Origin of the sequence: Copranaerobaculum intestinale (assembly GCF_009831105.1) — a bacterium.
Lineage (GTDB): Bacteria > Bacillota_I > Bacilli_A > Erysipelotrichales > Erysipelotrichaceae > Copranaerobaculum > Copranaerobaculum intestinale.
Genome location: NZ_WUUQ01000002.1, coordinates 513736 through 534390 on the forward strand (window position 1 = coordinate 513736; position 20655 = coordinate 534390).

General features: G+C 42.2%; 18 protein-coding genes. 7 read left to right on the forward strand and 11 right to left on the reverse strand.

The window, feature by feature from the left end; all coding sequences use genetic code 11:
• Positions 1-11 precede the first annotated feature (11 nt).
• From spo0A to GSF08_RS07315, 6 genes are all read left to right on the forward strand, one after another.
• Complete coding sequence (gene spo0A, locus GSF08_RS07290; RefSeq protein WP_160625156.1) at positions 12-845, forward strand: sporulation transcription factor Spo0A; 834 nt, start codon at positions 12-14, stop codon at positions 843-845.
• Positions 846-917: 72 nt separating this feature from the next.
• Positions 918-2087, forward strand: coding sequence for a DNA polymerase IV (gene dinB / locus GSF08_RS07295; protein WP_160625157.1), 1170 nt, complete (start codon positions 918-920; stop codon positions 2085-2087).
• 63 nt (positions 2088-2150) lie between these two features.
• Positions 2151-2753 (forward strand): stage II sporulation protein M, encoded by a 603-nt coding sequence (locus tag GSF08_RS07300; protein ID WP_160625158.1) that lies wholly within the window; start codon positions 2151-2153, stop codon positions 2751-2753.
• A 52-nt stretch (positions 2754-2805) separates the two neighbouring features.
• Complete coding sequence (locus GSF08_RS07305) at positions 2806-3711, forward strand: tyrosine recombinase (RefSeq protein ID WP_160625159.1); 906 nt, start codon at positions 2806-2808, stop codon at positions 3709-3711.
• On the forward strand, positions 3708-4892 hold the full coding sequence (locus GSF08_RS07310; RefSeq protein WP_160625160.1) for a phosphopentomutase: 1185 nt from the start codon (positions 3708-3710) through the stop codon (positions 4890-4892). Before GSF08_RS07305 ends, GSF08_RS07310 begins: the two co-directional genes overlap by 4 nt.
• 142 nt (positions 4893-5034) lie before the next feature.
• Positions 5035-5874 carry an Mrp/NBP35 family ATP-binding protein gene (locus tag GSF08_RS07315; protein WP_160625161.1) on the forward strand — a complete coding sequence of 280 codons (840 nt, stop codon included), beginning with the start codon at positions 5035-5037 and terminating at the stop codon, positions 5872-5874.
• 217 nt (positions 5875-6091) lie between these two features.
• Here the strand turns inward: GSF08_RS07315 and GSF08_RS07320 are convergent, their stop codons facing one another.
• On the reverse strand, positions 6092-7579 hold the full coding sequence (locus tag GSF08_RS07320; protein WP_160625162.1) for an immunoglobulin-like domain-containing protein: 1488 nt from the start codon (positions 7577-7579) through the stop codon (positions 6092-6094).
• A 49-nt stretch (positions 7580-7628) separates the two neighbouring features.
• Positions 7629-8072 carry a MarR family winged helix-turn-helix transcriptional regulator gene (locus tag GSF08_RS07325; protein WP_160625163.1) on the reverse strand — a complete coding sequence of 148 codons (444 nt, stop codon included), beginning with the start codon at positions 8070-8072 and terminating at the stop codon, positions 7629-7631.
• A 168-nt stretch (positions 8073-8240) separates the two neighbouring features.
• On the opposite strand from GSF08_RS07325, the gene GSF08_RS07330 reads away from it, so the two are divergent.
• On the forward strand, positions 8241-9971 hold the full coding sequence (locus tag GSF08_RS07330; protein WP_249805947.1) for an FUSC family protein: 1731 nt from the start codon (positions 8241-8243) through the stop codon (positions 9969-9971).
• Positions 9972-10009: 38 nt separating this feature from the next.
• On the opposite strand, the gene GSF08_RS07335 is transcribed toward GSF08_RS07330, so the two are convergent.
• The 9 genes from GSF08_RS07335 to GSF08_RS07375 all read right to left on the reverse strand — a co-directional run bounded on the left by GSF08_RS07335 (position 10010) and on the right by GSF08_RS07375 (position 20582).
• The gene (locus GSF08_RS07335) at positions 10010-10642 is read right to left on the reverse strand and encodes a dihydrodipicolinate reductase C-terminal domain-containing protein (protein WP_160625164.1); all 633 of its coding nucleotides are present in this window, start codon (positions 10640-10642) and stop codon (positions 10010-10012) included.
• Positions 10643-10724: 82 nt separating this feature from the next.
• Positions 10725-11009: an HU family DNA-binding protein gene (locus tag GSF08_RS07340; RefSeq protein ID WP_160625165.1), complete on the reverse strand. Its 285-nt coding sequence runs from the start codon at positions 11007-11009 to the stop codon at positions 10725-10727.
• Between the two features lie 119 nt (positions 11010-11128).
• Positions 11129-12607: a stage IV sporulation protein A gene (gene spoIVA, locus GSF08_RS07345; protein ID WP_160625166.1), complete on the reverse strand. Its 1479-nt coding sequence runs from the start codon at positions 12605-12607 to the stop codon at positions 11129-11131.
• 163 nt (positions 12608-12770) lie between these two features.
• Complete coding sequence (locus tag GSF08_RS07350) at positions 12771-15032, reverse strand: diguanylate cyclase domain-containing protein (protein ID WP_160625167.1); 2262 nt, start codon at positions 15030-15032, stop codon at positions 12771-12773.
• Between the two features lie 74 nt (positions 15033-15106).
• Positions 15107-16699 (reverse strand): peptide chain release factor 3, encoded by a 1593-nt coding sequence (locus GSF08_RS07355; RefSeq protein ID WP_160625168.1) that lies wholly within the window; start codon positions 16697-16699, stop codon positions 15107-15109.
• Positions 16700-16791: 92 nt separating this feature from the next.
• Positions 16792-17790: an NAD(P)H-dependent glycerol-3-phosphate dehydrogenase gene (locus tag GSF08_RS07360; RefSeq protein ID WP_160625169.1), complete on the reverse strand. Its 999-nt coding sequence runs from the start codon at positions 17788-17790 to the stop codon at positions 16792-16794.
• Between the two features lie 10 nt (positions 17791-17800).
• Entirely contained in the window at positions 17801-19108 is a 1308-nt protein-coding gene (gene der / locus GSF08_RS07365; RefSeq protein ID WP_160625170.1) for a ribosome biogenesis GTPase Der, read from the reverse strand.
• Positions 19105-19773 carry a (d)CMP kinase gene (cmk, locus tag GSF08_RS07370; protein ID WP_160625171.1) on the reverse strand — a complete coding sequence of 223 codons (669 nt, stop codon included), beginning with the start codon at positions 19771-19773 and terminating at the stop codon, positions 19105-19107. Before cmk ends, der begins: the two co-directional genes overlap by 4 nt.
• Positions 19773-20582: a hypothetical protein gene (locus GSF08_RS07375; RefSeq protein ID WP_160625172.1), complete on the reverse strand. Its 810-nt coding sequence runs from the start codon at positions 20580-20582 to the stop codon at positions 19773-19775. The genes cmk and GSF08_RS07375 overlap by 1 nt, the downstream gene beginning before the upstream one ends.
• Between the last annotated feature and the right edge of the window lie 73 nt (positions 20583-20655).

Genomic DNA, 20655 nt, shown 5'->3' on the forward strand with positions numbered 1-20655 from the left:
TCGAAAAGATAATGAAAGAGACGATGAAGATATATTTGGTGGATGACAGCAGTGATATGATCCACAGCATGAAAGATGAGTTTAAGAAAAGCAGTATGTTTCAGGTTGTGGGGAGTGCAACGAATGGTGAACAGTGTTTAATTGAACTGCATGGAAAACACGTTGATGTTTTGGTGCTGGATCTGATCATGCCGAAGAAAGACGGTATTCAAGTGCTTCAGGAACTTCGCAGCAATCAGATTCACGCTGATCATATCATTTGCACAACCCCGTTCATTAATGAACTGATCGTTAATGAATTGGATAATTATCATGTGGATTACCTACTGATGAAGCCTTTTGAGATTTGTCAGCTGACAGATCGTCTTGCGATGATTACGGGGATGTCAATGAAAAAGACGATTGAAGGCAATATGATGAAGATCAACCTGGATGAGCATGAAAAGGAACGGGTTCAAAAATTAGAGTTGGAGCAGGATATAACGGATATTCTGCATGAGATTGGAATACCGGCACATATCAAAGGATATATGTATTTGCGTACAGCCATTTTAGAAACCTTTATGAATACGGACTATCTGGGACAGATAACGAAGGTTTTATATCCGGAGATAGCCAGACGCTATATGACTACTTCATCAAGAGTGGAAAGAGCAATTCGTCATGCGATCGAAGTAGCTTGGACACGGGGCAATATTGATGCGATCGACGACATCTTTGGTTATACGATATCTGCCAGCAAGGCAAAGCCGACCAATTCCGAGTTTATCGCAATGATCTCGGATAAACTAAGACTTGAGCATCGGATGAAAAATAAAGGTAATCTTGTCAAAAATTATCGTTGAATCACGGTAAATCACTATCTTAAATGGTAAAAATTCGTTATAATAAATACCATATGAAAAGGATGGTGGCGTATGGCCGGACGGGTTATTTTCCATATTGATCTGAATTCTTTCTATGCCAGTGCGGAAATTTTACATAATACAGCTTTGGAGGGACAACCGGTCGTGGTAGCTGGTTTATCCAGACGCAGTGTGGTATCTACGGCGAGCTATGAGGCCAGAAAATATGGGGTACACAGTGCTATGCCGTTACAAATGGCGATGGATCTGTGCCCCAATCTGGTAATTGTGCAGGGGGATTACAGCTGGTATGAGGAATTGAGTGAGCGCTTCTTTCGCTTCATTCGCACCTTCAGTCAATATGTGGAGCCGGCAAGTATCGATGAATGTTATGTCGATGTTACTGAACAAATCAGTAAATTTGATCGGCCGCTTGATCTGGCATGGCTGATCCAGAATCGATTAAAAGAGGAATTGGGCCTGCCCTGCAGTATCGGGATTGCGCCAAATAAGTTTTTGGCCAAGATGGCCAGTGATATGCGCAAGCCAATGGGTATCACCGTCCTGCGTAAACAGGAATTGTCCCGCAAGCTGTGGCCGCTTCCCATAAGTGATATGCAGGGGATCGGCACCAAAACCGCTCCGCTTTTGATTGCTAACGGTATCTCAACAATCGGTGATCTGGCAGATCCGCAGAATGAATCGAAAATCATGACGCTGATGGGGAAGCATGGCTATGAGGCGATTCAAAATGCTCGGGGAAACAGCACCAATAAGCTTTGCTATAACAGCAGTGTACAGTCAATTTCACAGTCGACGACGACTGATAAGGATATTATTGAATATGATGAAGTGAAAACAGTTCTGATCCGGCTTGCTGAGTCTTTATCACGGCGGGCAAAAGCCGAAGGCATCAAGGGATCATTGATTTCCTTATCGATTCGCTATTATGATTTTACCAATGCGGTCCGAAGCGTTTCGCTGGATCACTATACGGATGATTATCAGGTACTTCTGGAAAATGCACTGCTTCTGTTTGACCGCAACAGTATAAATAAAACGATTCGGCATTTAGGGATCGGTCTTGGTTCACTGTACAGTAAAACAAAATCGATCACCCAGCTGAATATGTTTCAAGAGCCGGCAAAACAAAAACCTGATATATTGGCGGAGCTGAACAAGCAGCTGCAGGGAGCGCCGCTGCTCTATGCCAAGGATCTGACAATGAAGAAAAAAGGCTGAAACTGTCGAGCATATTCACGACTATTCCGCCTTTTTTTTCATATACTGAACCGAGGTGGAAGCATGAGACAAAAGATGTATAACGGGTTTATCCGCAAATATCAAAACGTGTATCTGTTCATTGCTATTTTGATGGTAAGCGGCTTTCTATGCGGCATAATCTATTCCAAATTTATCAATGTGGATGATATCGCACATTTTAGTTCCTATCTCACCACAATCGATAAGGGAGTTGATAAGTATGCCTATTTTGTAAATCAGTTTCTGATGGGCATCCTGTTTGTAATCGGTGTTTTTCTGCTCGGTACATCCATTGCCGGTATTCCGATCATTTCATTTGTTGTATTCACAAAGGGTCTGCAGATCGGATTCTCCTGTGCCTTGTTTGTTTATACATATCAGCTGAAGGGGCTGGCAGGAATCTTCCTGACGCTTTTTCCGCAGGTCATATTTGATGTGCTGGCGACATTTCTCATCAGTGCGGCGGCAATACAGTTGTCGATGTATATCGTTTACAGCTGTACCAATCGCGAAAAACTGGATTTCAAACGATTGTTCAACAGTATATTAAATGATATTTTCATTGCTTTTTTAATCATTCTGGTAGCTTCCTATTTAAAATCTACAGTGGTTTTGGAGCTGATAAAAATCTTTACTAAAATGTAGAACGGTTGGAAGAGTTCCTTCAACCGTGCTATAATCGTAACAGGTGATAAACATGCTTGTTAAGGATGCCGTAGAAGATTATTTACACTATATCAGCGTAGTCGATCAAAAGAGCCTGAAAACAATTGCTTCCTATCACAATGATCTGAAGCAGTATGAATGCTTTTTGACAAATACAGCGCTGATCGATCGGATTGAGGATGTGAATTTTGCGGTGCTGCAGGAGTTTGTCGGGGAACTGGGAAAGGTGAGAAAGCCATCTACGGTGAATCATATGATCAGTACGCTGCGGACATTTCATCAATATCTTACCTTTACGTATCCGCAGATGATCGATCCCACGCTGTATCTGCATAACAGCCGAATCGGCAGCAGACTGCCGAAATATTTTAATGAAAAGGATATTATAAAGCTGTTGGATGATTTTGGTGACAGTGATCAGGAGATCTTTGATCATGCCATCCTGGAGCTGCTGTATGGCTGCGGCCTGCGAGTATCGGAATGCTGTTCGCTGACATTGAATCAGATGCATCTGGAGCAGTCCTTTCTGCGGGTAATCGGCAAAGGTGATAAGGAACGCATGGTACCGATGAATCAGCGAAGCGTTAAGATCATTCGTCAATATTTTGATCTAGTACGCTGCAATTGGGCAGTGAAGCGCTCACCATATGTATTTATCAATTCGCACGGTAAGCCGGTGACCAGACAGTATATTCATACGATGATAAAACAGAAGCTGCGAGAGGAAGGACTTGATGAATCCTTATCCGCACATAGCTTTCGCCATAGCTTTGCGACTCATCTACTAGATGGCGGAGCCGATTTAAGAGTCGTACAGGAGATGCTGGGGCATGCTGACATTGCCACGACCCAGATATATACCCACGTTCAAAACAAGCGACTGAAACAAGCATATGAGCGATTTCATCCACGTTCAGTCAAGGAGGAAGAAAAATGAAACCTTATAAACGTATATTTACGATTGTAATTGATTCCATGGGTATCGGAGCCGCCCGTGATGCTGCTGACTATCAGGACAGCGGTTGTGATACCTTAGGACATATTGATGAAAAAATGAATACCTTTCAGATTCCCAATTTACAGAAGCTGGGATTGGCAAATTTAAAACCATTGAAGCACGTTGCGCCGGTTGCGGAGCCGATTGGCTATTATACCCGTATGCAGGAAGCAAGCTGCAGTAAGGATACCATGACGGGCCACTGGGAAATGATGGGACTGCATATTACATCACCGTTTAAGACCTTTACCGACCATGGCTTTCCATCAGAATTGATCGAAGAATTGGAAAAGCGCACCGGTCATAAGATTATCGGCAACAAAGCTGCCAGCGGTACTGAAATATTGGATGAGCTTGCGGAAGAAGAAATTGCAACCGGCAAGATGATCGTGTATACTTCGGCAGATTCAGTTCTGCAGATTTGCGGCAATGAAGAAACATTTGGCCTTGCAGAGCTTTACCGCTGCTGTGAAATCGCCCGGGAGCTGACGATGAAAGAGGAATGGCGGGTTGGCCGGGTAATCGCACGTCCGTATATCGGGAAACACAAGGGTGAATTCAAACGTACGAGTAATCGCCATGATTACGCACTGAAGCCATTTGCACCAACTGTACTGAATGCCTTGAAGGATCAGCAGTATGATGTTATCAGTGTCGGAAAAATCAAAGATATTTTCGATGGCGAGGGCATTAGCGAGGCATATAAGTCTAAGAGCTCGGTTCATGGCATGGAACAAACGATTGAAATTATGGATCATGATTTTAATGGTTTATGCTTTGTGAATCTGGTTGATTTTGACGCCTTGTGGGGACATCGCCGCAATCCGATCGGCTACGGTGAAGAAATTGAACGCTTTGATGAGAAGCTCGGTACATTTCTTTCTAAAATGAAAGCAGATGATTTGTTGATAATAACTGCTGATCATGGTAATGATCCGACATATTCCGGTACTGATCACACCCGTGAGGATGTTCCATTTCTGGCATACTCTCCATCACATATCGGTCACGGTCTATTACCGGTTACTGACAGCTTTGCGACGATTGGGGCAACCATTGCGGATAATTTCAAGGTCACGATGCCGAAACTGGGCACATCCTATCTGCATCGCCTGAAATAACGATAACAGCCTGAAACGGCTGTTTTTTTTGTTTTCACCTAGTTGTATATATCATTGTTTCAAAGGATCCAAGGGGTTAAATCAATTGACAAAATACGTTGATAATTGTATTATGAAAATGTTATGTAAGGAGCGATATGAAATGTCAGATTGTAATAGTTGTCCAAGCCGTGGGAGCTGCGGCAAGGATGAAAATAGCTGCGGTGTTGTAAATAATCCCAATAATAAAATTAAATATGTAATGGCAGTGATGAGCGGTAAAGGCGGAGTAGGGAAGTCTTCCCTGACAGTAATGCTCGCCCGCTTGTTTCAGCGTTCCGGAATGCAGGTCGGTATTATGGATGCAGATATGACCGGACCGAGTATACCACGTTTACTAGCACTGGAAAAAGAGAAGGCGTATGGAACCAACGACGCAATCCAGCCGGTGATTGATAAAGACGGTATTAAAACCATGTCCTTGAATTATCTGATGGACGATGAAAATCAGCCAGTGGTATGGCGCGGACCGATCATTGCGAATGCCGTAAAACAATTTTGGACAGATGTTGTATGGGGTGAACTGGACGTTTTATTAATTGATATGCCGCCGGGTACTGGTGATGTGCCACTGACGGTTATGCAGAGTATTCCGGTGAATGGTGTACTGATGATCTCGACACCACAGCCGATGGTGTCAATGATCGTCTCCAAAGCAATCAATATGTGCAAAGAGATGAAAATCGATGTACTGGGCGTGATTGAAAATATGAGTTATATCAGCTGTCCTGACTGTGGTAAGCGCATTGAACTGCATCATCATAAGAACACCGAGCACTTCCTGAAAGAGAATGATTTGATGCTGCTCGCGGAGCTTCCTATGACGGATGTGATCGCCAATCTTCGTGATGAAGACAATTACAGTGATGCGGTGCTGAAAGAAATCGAGCAGCTGCTGAGTGAAGCAGTAGCAGTCTTAAAAGATAAGATGAATCATAAGTAAAGTGTCCCGTATGGGACTTTTTTACTGAGAAGAACCCATATGATATGTATTTTTCATATCTAAAAAAAATTACATAATCTACATTATGCGAAGTAATGTATCCTAAATTGAATTGATATCAGGAAGAGTATAAAAGTACCCTATATGATTGTATTTATGATTTTGATGCTGAATTATACAAAAGTAAAAGAAAGGAAGATGATATTCCTTTCTTTTATTACGAGTGAAATACGGATTCTGCGTATGGATAACGATTTTTAAGCTGATCTATTAAAATCGCTTCTTTGGATTTCCAATTCAACGGGATTTTTTCTTTATACCAAGGCTTGCGAACAGAAAAATAGCGAATTCGTTCTCGGGGATTTTTGATCACTTGAATTTTAACACGTTTTGAAGCAGTTTCATTTTGTGAATCACGAACCTGATACAAAACTTCATATCCTCCGACTTTGGATGTGTCAACATGACCGCTGTATGTAATTTTCTGATTTAAATTTCCATCTTCTCGATCTTCTGCAGTTACATCCTCTAAATAGTTAAATGGATCATACTGAAAAATTGTTTTGTCATAGGCATGCAGAATCGGCGGTGTATTTGCAGGCTTTGTAACCGTAACCGTCATGGTCTTGGAATCTGTCGCACCATATTTATCTGTAACTGTAAAGAGAATTGGATAAGTTCCATCCTTATTAGCTATTTCTCCGCTCTTTATGATTTTGCTTGTCAGATCCCCCTCCTCTTGATCATAGGCACTCACATAGCGCATTGGATCAAATGTTTCAACATCTTTTTCTTCAATGATGGGATGCTGATGAATGGTGATGATCGGCGGATGATTTCGAATCGCAGTTTCTATCGTCAAGGCTTTCCCGCTGTATTCGACAAAGGAGCTGGGAATCCATGCCGGAGCGATTGTCCTACCTTCCCGTACCACTCTGCGATTTCGTTCACATCCGGCTTCCTGTACGGCTAAACGGTAGTAGGTCGTATTTGCTACTCTGCGATTTTCAAATATATTTAGATATTTTGTATTATTTTCAAAAAAGAGCTGGTTTCCATATCCATAGGAACATACATTTTTTGTATAGTAGTATTTGCTTTTGTCACCCGGCAATGGTCTAACAAAAGTACCATAATAGCTTACCCGAAGCTGTGTAGCGGACAAGGCAGATATCGCCCGATATTCAAACTCCTGATTTCTATGCACAAAGGGAGCTGCGGTCGGAAAATACAGTGGTATCTGTTCTCGACGATTGATTTGTTTGGCATAGAATTCCAGAGATACCTGATATGACCGGTTCATATCCAATTCACGATACGGAATGATAGCTTTGAATCCGACATTTTTATAGTCATAATAACAGTAATCAGAAGAAACTCGGTATTCATTGTTTCCGCAGCGCCGAACTCCCTGCACCCGCATAAGCTCGGTTTGATCGATTGAAGTAAAGGATGCTTCGATCCGCTTGCGCTGCATACCATCCTCCAGAATTAAAGCAAAGGAGTGTGTACCGGAACCGGAATAATGCTGACTGTCAGCGATAAATCCCCATCCGGTAATTTCAAAACCAGTTGTACCGGCCTGGATTTGCATGACTTCATAAGGCATTTCCGTTTTTGTAATCGCTTTAACATTCACACCATATAAAAATATGGTGAAAAAACTGCATAAAAACATCATGATAAACTTCAAAATAAGCTTCATGATATCCCCTCCCCTTGTCTATACGATTCAGGAAGAATGATTCCTTATATTAATCCAGCTTCGACAATATTTCTTTTAATGTGGCTGCCGCATCATTCAAACGATCAATTTCCTGTGATGTGAGCTGATCATCCAAATATGTTAAAAAATCATGATTCTTTTTATAATAGTTATTCAAGTATATACAAGCATCTGAAGTTAACCGGATCCAAATGATCCGTCGATCGGACGCATCTTGTCTGCGTTCAATAAAATGGTGCTCATACAGCCGATCAATGAGTTTTGTGACCTGCTGCTTCGGAACCTTCAGTGTTCCGGCCAACTGACTCATCGTCATTTCCCGATGGTGTTTGATCGTTTCCAGACAATAATACGTTTCAAGACTCATTTCCTTATGCAACGATTCCTTAAAGGGTCTAACCAGCTTGGCATTCCAGGCAGGAAATACCTGCAATAGATTTTGAATGAGCGCTTCAGTTGATTTATCAGACATTAAATCATACCTTCTTTCTTCCTATAAGCTGCTTGACAGGATACTTGAATCGTGATATCCTTTTTAATTAGTAAATAAAATATGACTATCATAAAATATTAACTTGTGATCAAATTATACAATATTATGATACATGAATCAAATAAATGTAGAGAGGAGATTTGCAATTTGAAGAAAAAGATAGCAGATATAAAGATTTCCATACAAAATAAGTTTCAGTTCAGCACGCTTAGCTTTTTGTTCATTATACTTTATGTAAATATCTTTCAACTGATATTTGGGAAAGAAAACTCTATTGTCGGAGTGATTTTCACGATCATGATGTCTGCCTCGATGGTACGTGACCTGACCGGAGCGATGCTGCGTCACTTTTTCATTCAGACTGTGGTGCTTGTTTGGATGGCAATTTCTGCCTATCTGGTAACGACGCTTCCCGCTGTGCTATCCGTATTTATCAATTTCCTGACACTGGCTGTCATTTTATATGCCTATACATATGAGTATGCCCAGCACATTTATTTTCCCTATATCCTTTCATATCTGTTCTTGATTTTTCTAGGACCGATCAAATTGGTTCAACTACCGACAAGATTGCTGGCGATGCTGGCGGGTGCGGTATCCATTCTATTGTATCAGTGGATCATGGGAAGAAACCGCATCATAGAAACCGCACGTGATATCCTGTCTAAGATGATTGATGAAATTCAAAATCAAATCATTAAACAGCTACTGAATGGAACTGTGAATGATGTTGATGCGGTGAATGATAATCTGCATAAAGAGCTCAGTCAGCTCATCGCCGCAGTATACGATCGCCGAAAAAAAGCTCTGTGTATATCAGAAGCCAGCTTCTCAATGATTGATGTTGGCCGTGGTTTGGAAAGCTTATCACTGTCAATTCAGGAATATATAAAAGAGAATCCGGAAAATGAATTGGAGATCCTACAGAAATTAAATTTACAGCTTCAAGATTTTCAGCGTTACATACATCAGGAAACTGTGGAGCTTCCGGAAACAGAGGATTTGCAATGGCAAGGAGCTTCGGCTATTTTGAAACATCAGCTTCTGTATATCAGTAACCGTTTGAAACGCATGAGTGATCCTAAGCACAAAATTCATTATCGTAAAACTGCTATGACCCTGCGTACGCAGCTTCAAATCGCTCTGAATTACAGTCCGGTAAGAATTGTTTATGCTCTGCGCACAGCATGTCTTTTGGCACTTGCCGTACAAGCTGTCCAAGCGTTACATCTGACTTATGGAAAGTGGCTGTTATTTACCCTTGCTTCACTATCCCTTCCCTATGCAGATGATATTCCAGCTAAAATAAAAAAACGCTTATGTGCAACCTTGATCGGCGGATTTATCAGTCTGTTGATCTATGCCGCAATTCCCTCAATCATGGGAAGAACTGTCGCTATGATGCTCTCTGGTTATCTATCTTTTTATTTCACGGACTATCGCGATACGTTCATCTGTTCAACGATCGGTGCTTTAGGTGGGACGGTGTTATTAAATGTTTACGGTGTTGTATCGGTTGGTTATTTTGTTTTAATAAGACTTGGTTATATCCTTATGGGAATTATGATCGCTTTTATCGTGAACTGTATAATCTCACCATATACACGCAAGCAGGCCACGTATCAATTATGGAAGAAATATCATCAGGTAGTGGAACAGCTGAAATATTCCTGCACCCGTTCGCAAGTGGATGCGCAACTGTATTACAGTCTGGTAATTCAGGCCTTTATGCTGGAGACGAAGCTAAAGGAAAATACCACAAAAGCAGACTGGGCGCGAAGTCAGGAATTCCTTCGTGAATGTCAGTATACGATTCGGCATGCACATCGTCGTTTCATTAAGGGAAATCATAATTTTCTGAATTATGAAATATCCTAAAAAAGAAAAAGACTTCCTGCGGGATGTCTTTTTCATTCTCATTCGTATTCAATAAAGCTGTGCATCTGCGGGATGGTTTCAATACATTCCTCAAGCTGTATCATATAAGCGCTCGGTTTCTTGACAATATGCTCGATAATAACTTGTTCATTCTCATTATCAAGAATAATCCGGTGCTTCACCTGTTTATTATCACGGCGGATAGAAATGATCGGTAGCTTAGGATGCTTCATGATCCGCTTAAGGCTCAAACTTGTGCCGCTTGGATAATCAACCTTGGAAATATGGTGGCTTTCGATAATTTTGATATCCTTGAAGTATTTCGACAGTTCATTGATGTTTCGCTTGATCCACAGCATTCCGATTGAGAAATTGCTTGCCAGCATGCATCCGGTTTCCATTTTCAAAGATATCAGACGCAGCAGCTGTTTTTGATGATCGCTGAAGCCGGTGGTCCCGATGATGATCGGAATCCGATGTGTAAGCGCCAAAACCGCATGCTCAAAAGCTGGTTTTGCCCTGGTAAAGTCAACGACCATGTCCACTTCTTCAATCACATCTGCCAGCCGCTGTCCCTGTGCATGTATTTTTATCAGCTCATGCTGTTCAGAAAAGTGCGCGATAAACGCTTTACCCATTTTACCTGTGCTGCCACAGATTGCAATTTTCATACTATCACCAGTATAGTATATGCAGCTGTCACAAATCAGCGAAAAAAAGAAGCGAAATTTTTCCGCTTCTTATTATGAATATTTATTTTACAGCATCTTTTAATGCTTTGGCTGGCTTGAATCCCGGAGCTTTAGAAGCCGCAATCGTAATTTTTTCTTTTGTGGCAGGATTGATTCCCTGGCGTTCTGGACGCTGTTTTACTTCGAATTTTCCAAAACCGGAAATATCGACTTTTCCGCCATCGTGCAGAGTTGCCGTGATTTCTTCAAATACTGTATCGACTGCAATAGTTGCATCTTTCTTAGTAGTTCCTAATTTTTCTGCCAATGCTTCTGCTAAAGCTTTTCTATTCAAGATTTCATTCATGTTAAATTACCTCCAACTTACCTATATCATAACATCGGGGAATCCATTTTTCAAGCTTTTATAGAGTTGGATGAAAGTTTTATTCTTTTATAAATAAAAGCTTCTATTATTTAACAATCTTATAAAACGATTGCTATTACATTGCCTTTTCCTTTATTCACCAATTTTGTTAAGATATCCTGCAGACGAACTCTGGCTGCTTCAGGAATCATTGATAACTTTGCATTGAGACCATCACGAATCAGATCAGAAAGCTTGCGGCCAAAGATATCAGAATCCCAAATACTTTGATCATCCACACCAGCGTCACGCAGCAGATAATTGATGAGCTCCTCACTCTGCTCCTTACTGCCGATGATCGGTTCAAATGAGCTTTCTACGTCTACTTTGATCATGTGGATGCTTGGAGCGACAGCTTTCAGCTTGACCCCATATCGGCTTCCCTGCTTGATAACCTCAGGCTTTGAGAGCTGAATATCGTGAAGAGATGCGGAAGCAAAACCATAACCGGTTTGTTTTACCATCTGCAAAGCACTGGAAATAGCATCATATTCACGCTTTGCTTTAGCAAAATCCTGCATCAAAGCGATCATCTGCGCTTTATCCTTGATTTCCATACCGATGATTTCTTTTAGAATTTCATTGTAAAGACCCGGTTTTACCGTGATATCCACATTCACCACCCCGGCACCGGTATCAATGGTGGCGATATTGCTGGATTCGATATATTCATTTTGATCCAGTACTTCTGTAATGTTTTCAACTTCACGCAGACGGTCGACTGTAGACATGCTTTCCTGAATCGTTTCATTAAAACTCTTTTTCAGCCAGTGCTCATCATTGAGAACTGCGATCCATTCCGGCATATTGATATTAATCTCCGATACCGGAAATTCATAAAGCGCTTCCCGCAGGATACTGTGCAGATCTTCCTCACTCATGTTGTTGACAGCAATTGCTAACACCGGAACCTCATATTTATCTTTCAGCTTATCTACCACTGCCTGACAGGAAGTACTGCCGACATGTGCGGTATTGACAATGACGATAAACGGTTTACCGATTTCTTTCAATTCATCGATTACTTCTGCTTCAGCTTCAATATAGGCTTCTCTTGGCAGATCGGTGATGCTTCCATCGGTCGTCATGACAATGCCGATCGTAGAATGATCCTGTATGACCTTCTGGGTGCCGGTTTTAGCCGCCTCATTGAAGGGTATCGGATCATCGAACCACGGTGTACGCACCATACGCATACCATTTTCATCCTTATATCCTTTTGCTTCCGGTATAACATAACCAACACAGTCAACCAATCTGACATTTACAGTAAAACCATCCTCAAAATTGATTTGTGCGGCATTATTCGGCACAAATTTCGGCTCTGTTGTCATAATCGTTTTCCCTACGCCTGCCTGCGGCAGTTCATCGGTCATACGGGAACGTTCATATTCATCTTCAACATATGGAATGACGGCTTTCTCCATAAAATTCTTAATAAAGGTAGATTTACCAACTCGTACGGGACCCACAATCCCTAAGTATATATCTCCACCAGTCCGTTGTGCTATATTTTTTAAAATCTCTGTGGTATTCATATGAAATCCTCCCTTAGTCACTTTCAATGTATGTGATTTTCTTAGGGATTATGCCTAAAGGCTGAAATTTACCATGGTCTTTTGTAATGAGAATCATGTGGTGTACCGATTTTCTGTGAAAATGGTGATAAGTAAACAGAAAAATAAAAAATCGGCAGATATTTCACCGATTTATGTATGTGTTTTTATGGTCAGATTCATTGTAAATGACATATTTATTTTTGCCGTGTGATTTGCCATAGTATAATGCCCGATCAGCTTTTTTAAATAATTCCGAGTATGTGACGGCATCCTCCGGATAGCGGGAGATTCCGATACTGCAGGAAACCTCATGATTGGTTTTCGGTATACGAATCAGCTCTTTAAAAGCCCGGATTATTTCATTTGCTTTTTGATCGATCAGATAGTCCACACCGATGTCTTTTAGGAAAATGATAAACTCATCTCCGCCGAAACGGCCGATTACATCACTGCTGCGAAATAGACGGGTAATATGCTGAGCGGTCTGCAGCAGGATCGCATCTCCTTGATCGTGGCCGTATTGATCATTGATGCCCTTAAAATCATCCACATCCAGCATAAACAAAGCTCCCCTGCCCTTGTCTTTTTTTAAATATTCTTCAATTTGATTGCGGGTGGCGCGGCGGTTATACAGATTGGTTAGCGGATCGTGCTTGGCCAGCTCGGCAATTTTTTCGGTTTCCTGCTTCTGATCGTTAATATCAGAGATCATGCCGATGATACACGGTGATTCAGAAGCTTCATCGAATAAATATGTAACGTTGACACGGCACCATAAATAGGTATCATCACTGCAGCGGAAGCGTATATCAGCCTTGGCATACGGACTAGCTTGATCCAGCTTTTTGAAAAGGTTCAAGAATATACTTTGATCTGCCTCTAGGATGCAGCCGGCATCGATCATACACTGGGGAAAACTGCCCTTGGGTGGTTCGTAGCCAAATGTAGCCAGAAAATACTCAGAAACATATAAGCTTTGATCATGACAATTCCATTCAAAGATGATCTCCTTGACCTGATTCATAATCAAATCATACCGCCGCTGGGTCATAACCAGTTTTTCCTGAACGGTTTTTAAAGGTGTGATATCGGTAAATGTGCAATCTAGCACCGGCAGCTTACGGCTGTCCTGGGTGCGAAGCGCTGTAAACAGCAGCCAGCGTATTTCTCCATCCTTTGTCCGAATACGGTATTCATCAGATATGGTATCATTGTCATTTGCTTTTTCTTTCAGCCAAATCCGTTTAAAATCATCTGGATCCATGATACTCGACAGCTTATTATGCTTAAGCTTGGCAAATTCGTCGGCAGTATATCCGATGTATCGGTAAAACCCCTCGTTGGCGACTTGAACAATATGATCCTGATCGGTTGTACAGCGATAGATGCCGCACTTGATACTGCTGTATAACTGATTCAGCTCTTTATTGGCTTTGTTATATGCGGCCTGCGAACGATGCCAGAAGCGCCATAAGAAAAACAACAGCAGCAGGATGATCAGGATGATAAATCCGCCGATCGTTATTGTCTGCTGGAGAATGGCGTTAGAGTGATTGTTTATGACCTGCGCCGGAATAACTGATAAAAGATACCAGTCATTAATACCGATTGGTACATAGTTCATATCGCGATCCATGTTTTTCCAAGTATAGATAATCTCACCCTGCTTGCCCTTTTGGATGCCCTCCAGCACTTGATTCAGCGAGGTTCCATTCAAAAATGTTGAGTCATTGAAATCTTTCGAAATATCATTAAAATCAGGGTCCGCATCTAAATGATTGGAATGGATGATTACTTTACCGTTTTTCTTGGCAATGTAACCATAGCCCTTTCCTTCGAAGGTGTCCAGTGTCAGTAACGCCTGCAGCTTTTCCAGCTTATAACGACCGCTTAAGACACCGATTACTTCACTGTTGCGGAAAATTGGAACTGATATCAGCACATCGTCATTTTGACTATCGTGGAATTTCATCGGATCACTGACGATGGAAGTGCCCTTCAAAACGGTCTGAAAGAACGAATCTTTTGAAAAATCATAGGCAATGCCGCTGGTGGAGATCGTTGTTCCTTCGGGCTTTGAAATTGCCAGCATGTTGAAAGTAGAGGTATTCAGCTGGGTGCGAAGATTATCCATATTGGAGGAATCAAAGAGCTCATCACTCTCATTGGATATATAGTTGGCCATGCTTGCCAGCAGCTTTTGATCAGACTGCAATTTTTCTTTGATCAAAACAGCATTTTGTGAAGCGATCTGACTGTGCAATCGTATCACTTCCTGTTGCGTTTGTCGCTGCAGTTCTGAAGAATAGTATCGCACTAAAAAACTGACGGCAAAAAAGGCGCCGACAATGATCAATATGTCGAACAGTAAAATCAACTGATCTCTTCTTGATTGTTTAAACACGATACATAGCCTTCTTTCACCGTTTAAATGCATAAAGAAAAATAAGTGTGTGATGCTAGTCGTGTTTGATAGGGTTATTTAATGGTACCTACTTCTGCGAGTATCAATTCCTTGTTTTGTTCGGCTGCCCATTTAATACCCCAATTATTCGCAAAAATAATTAAATTGCGGCCTTTTAGATCTTTCACCCGTTTGCTGTCTGAGGTCAGATTTAAAAGATTGGGATCAAGTCCTTCGTTTTCAATCCAGCGTACGCACTGATACGGCAGGATGTCGAGTTTGATATCTACATTATACTCGCTTTTCAAACGCTGTTTCAAGACGTCAAACTGCAATACCCCGACGCCGCCGACGATGATTTCTTCCATGCCAAGATTGAGCTCCTGAAATACCTGAATCGCACCTTCCTGGGCAATTTGAGTAATTCCTTTGATAAACTGTTTCCGTTTCATTGTATCAATTTGCTGAATCCGTGCAAAATGCTCAGGCGCAAAGGTCGGGATCGGATCAAAAGAAATGGGCTTAGATGTATTGCATAAGGTATCGCCGATGGAAAATATTCCCGGATCGAAAACACCGATTACATCACCTGCATAAGCTTCCTCTACGATTTCACGATTATCAGCCATAAATTGCTGGGGCTGAGCCAGCTTGATTTTACGGCCGCCCTGCATATGATAAACTTCCATGCCCTTTTCAAAGTGTCCGGAAACAATGCGCATGAAAGCAATGCGATCCCGGTGGGCTTTGTTCATATTTGCTTGAATCTTAAAGATAAAGGCGGTGAAAGCCTCATCAAACGGACTGATTTCACCGGCACTGCTGTTTCTTGGCAACGGTGAAGTTGTCATTTTTAAAAAATGTTCCAGGAATGGTTCAACCCCAAAATTAGTCAGAGCGGAACCGAAAAAAACCGGGGACAATGCACCGCAGGAAACAGCATTCTGATCAAATTCCGTACTCGCTCCATCTAACAATTCAATTTCTTCACACAGCTGGGCGTGAAAATCATCCCCCAGTAGGTTGCGAATCTTCAAATCATTCAAGTCACCGTTGACACTGTCGACCTCTCTTTGTCCATGGTCACCGCCCTGAAAGGCCAGTACCCGCTTGTAATCGCGTTCATAAACTCCTTTGAAATCCTTACCGGAACCGATTGGCCAGTTCATGGCATACGTCGCAATGCCCAGCTCAGATTCTATATGCTCCAACAGCTCAAAGGGATCACGGGCAGCTCGATCCATTTTATTAATAAAAGTAAATACTGGTATATGGCGAAGCAGGCATACTTTAAACAGCTTCTTGGTCTGAGTCTCTACTCCCTTAGAAGCATCAATCACCATCACGGCAGAATCCGCAGCCATCAGAGTACGATAGGTATCTTCACTGAAATCCTGATGCCCGGGAGTATCCAATATATTGATACAGCAGCCTTCATACTGAAACTGCATGACACTGCTGGTTACTGAAATTCCTCGCTGCTTCTCTATTTCCATCCAGTCAGAAACCGCGTGCTTATTGGTTTTTTTTCCTTTTACTGAACCGGCCGATAAAATAGCTCCCCCATACAGCAAAAGTTTTTCTGTTAAGGTTGTTTTTCCGGCATCCGGATGGGAAATGATCGCAAAGGTGCGGCGCTTTTCTATCGCTTTCTGGTAATCGCTCATACATACCTCCATATACCTGTTTTCAGCGTTTTTAATTATACCATTATCATACCCAATTTACCACTATAAAAAAGAAGGGAAAGCTCCCTTCTTTAATTTATTTCCGGCTTTAATTCCCGGCTCATCAGATCCCGAGCACTTTCCAATGGTTCTTTATTTTCGTAAAGAACCTTGTATACTTCATCAACGATCGGCATATCAATCTGTTTTTCTTTTGCGATATCATGGATGACTTTCGCAGTTCGTACACCTTCTACCGTCTTGGTATTATGTTCCCAGAAATCCTTAGCGCTGTTTTCCTTCCCAATCTGATATCCTGCTTGAAAGTTGCGGGAATGCACACTGGTGCAGGTTACGATCAAATCTCCCATACCGGTCAGGCCCATGAAGGTTTCCAATCGTCCGCCCATAGCGGTTCCATAACGGATCATTTCAGCCAAACCACGCGTTATCAAGGCAGCTTTGGTGTTATCACCGTAGCCGATACCCGATAAGATACCGCTGGCTACCGCAATTGCATTTTTAATGGCTACACCAATTTCGCTTCCTACCTCATCATTGCCTCGGTACACGCGAAGATATTGGTTAGAAAATAAATGCTGTACTGTTTTCGCATCTGCTTCATTCAAGGAAACTGCGCAGATAGTCGTCAGCATGCGCAGCACGACCTCTTCGGCATGAGAGGGACCAATCAGTGATACCACACTGCTCAGATACTGTGCGGGAATATTCTCGCGGATTACACAGGACATACGTTCATTGGTTTCTGGATGAAATCCCTTGCTGGTATTCACGATGATGGTTTTCTTGGTAAGCTGCGGGGTAATTAGCCGGCACACATCTTCAATGGCAATTGTAGGTACCGATAAAATGATGATATCGGCATCCTTTACCACCGCGATATCATTTGTCGCTTTGATATCGTGATTTAATTCTACTTCCGGAAAATATTTTTCATTGCGGTGATGATCGCGGATATCGGCAATTTCGTGTTCGTCCTTGCCCCATATGGTCACATCAACATGATTGTCAGCCAATACCTGGGCAAGTCCGCTTCCCCAGCTACCGCTACCAATTACAACAGCTTTCATGAGTATCCCTCTACTTTCTTTCACGCGCTATAATGCGCAAGGTCGTTCCGGTGAAGTCAAAGGCTTCACGCAAAGTATTTTCGATAAATCGCTTGTAGCTGAAATGAAGCAGCTCCGGTTCATTCACAAATAAGACAAAGGTAGGCGGTGCGACTGCTACCTGGGATGCATAATAAATCTTTAATCGTCTGCCATTATGGGTTGGTGGCGGCGTCATTAACTGTGCATCCATGATTACCTCATTCAGCACGTTGGTTTGAACGCGCATGGTGGAGTAGTCATGCACTTCGTCGATCAAGGGCAGCAGCGTATGTACCCGCTGTTTCGTAAGAGCTGAAACAAATACAATGGGTGCATAGCTTAAATAGATAAATTCCTTCCGAATTTCTTTTTCAATTCGCGCCATGGTCGCATCGTCTTTCTCCACAACATCCCATTTATTGTAAACGATAATAACGGCCTTCCCTGCTTCATGGGCATAACCCGCTACGTGCTTATCCTGATCACGGATGCCGCTTTCGCCGTCGATTAAGAATAAAACAACATCACTTCGTTCAATTGCGCTCATCGCCCGCAATACCGAATATTTTTCAACATTCTCATATATCTTGCCGCGTTTGCGGATCCCCGCGGTATCAATGACAACATAATCTTTGCCATCATGGCGAAACGGAGTATCAATAGCATCTCTGGTGGTTCCCTCAATACTGCTTACGATAACCCGATCCTCATTCAGTATCGCATTCACCAAAGAGGATTTACCGACATTGGGACGACCGATCAGGCAAAATCTGGTCATTCCTTCATATTCGTCTTTTCCCTTGGCCGGGAATGCCGCGACCATCTGATCAAGGATATCTCCAATCCCGATACCATGCACACCGCTGACGGCAATAGGATCTCCAAGACCCAAGGCATAAAATTCGTATATCAAATCCTTGCGTTCACTGTTGTCAATTTTATTGACACAGAGGATAACCGGTTTTTGACTTTTTTGAAGCATCCGGGCAATCATTTCATCGTCGTGAGTCAAACCTTCGATTCCACTCACTAAAAATACAATAACATCTGCCTCATCAATTGCGATTTCTACCTGCATGCGGATCTCTTCACTGAACGGCTCATTAGCCAGCTGAATACCACCGGTGTCAATCAGACGAAAATCCTTAGTAAGCCATTCTCCTTTACCATAAATGCGATCACGGGTTACCCCTGGTACATCCTCGACAATACTTTTTCTCTCACCGATCATACGGTTAAAGATCGTTGATTTACCGACATTCGGTCTGCCAACGATCGCTGCTGTTCCATAAATCATGACACATCTCCCTTGACATGCGCTACCAGATCCATCACCGTTTTTACCACCTCATCGATACTCATTTCTGAGGTGTCGATCAAAACGGCATCTTCTGCTTGCTTCAAGGGTGAAGCAGCACGATGAGAATCCCGATAGTCTCGCTGTTCAATATCTTTAAAAACAGTTTCATAAGAAACCGGGTGTTGTTTCTGCTGATACTCCAGACAGCGCCGTTTAGCGCGAGCCTCAACACTGGCAACCATGTAAATCTTAAGCTCAGCATCCGGCAGAACGACCGTACCAATATCCCTGCCATCTAAAATATAGCCCTTTGATTTGGCAATCTCTTTCTGCATAGCCACGAGCTGCTCGCGTACCTTCGGGAATACGCTTACCTTGCTTGCGGCCGCGGATACGGCACTGTCACGAATGCTGTCACTGACATTTTCATCGTTCATATATACGTTGCCATGTTCATCAAAGGTAATTCGGATTTGTTTAATTAACTTATTTAATGATTGTTCATCATCCATGGCAATGTGACGGCGGCTCGCTTCATATCCGACACAGCGATACATTGCCCCAGTATCCAAATAAGCATAACCCAGCTGTTTAGCCAGGCGCTTGGCAATTGTACTTTTGCCGGCTGCGCTGGGACCGTCAATCGCGATGTTTATTTTCATTAAAGAAGCCCTCCTTCTTTCACCAGCCAGTAAATGACCACTCCGATCACTGCGATTAATACAAAAATCAAAGTGCAGAGAATAATATTTAAAATTCGGTTCGTTTTATCAAGACCATCATTCAGATCCGTCAATTCTCCTTCATATTCATTTAATTGAACTCGCAGCTGCTGGGTTTCTTCAACCAGCTGAGCATGTATGGAATCTGTTGGTACTTCAGCTGCTTCCATGACCGGCTGCGGTCTGTTGATTTTTTCATAAACCTGTGTTGATTCCTTAGGCTCTGCCGCCTTGGTTACGATTGGATCGTCATTGACCGGTTCTAATTTTTCTTCTTTCAGCAGTTCCTGTACCTGTTTGGCAATATCGTCACGAGAAATCGTATTGGTCTCTTCCAGCTTCTGCGCTGGCTGAGGATCCTTTATCTGTTCAACATACTGAGAACGTTTTCGTGAAACATTTTGCAGTTGGCTGAGAATATCGATTTCCGTATCCTCATTTTCCCGCGTTCCCTTGCGGATATTATACTCTTTTACCTCACTGATGAAATCATCCAGATATTCATTGGTAAATGATGAAATCGGAGTATCCAATTCATCCTGAAAATAAGCTTCACGGCGTTCTCGCTCTGGTATATGATTTTCTTCTTTTATATCCATTTTCTTAAAAACGGTAGGATCGATCGTATTTAATTTATTTGCATATGAAGAAAGCTTATCGCCTGAAACAACATCCCCGCTGGATGGGTTTTCTGATTCAATATTTTTTCGCAGATCTTCATATTTTTTTACACGTGATAATTTCTCCATAAAAAAAGCCTCCTAAACAGTTTTATTATACCAAAAATCCAAATGATTGAATATGCTTATCAAAGCTTCTTTT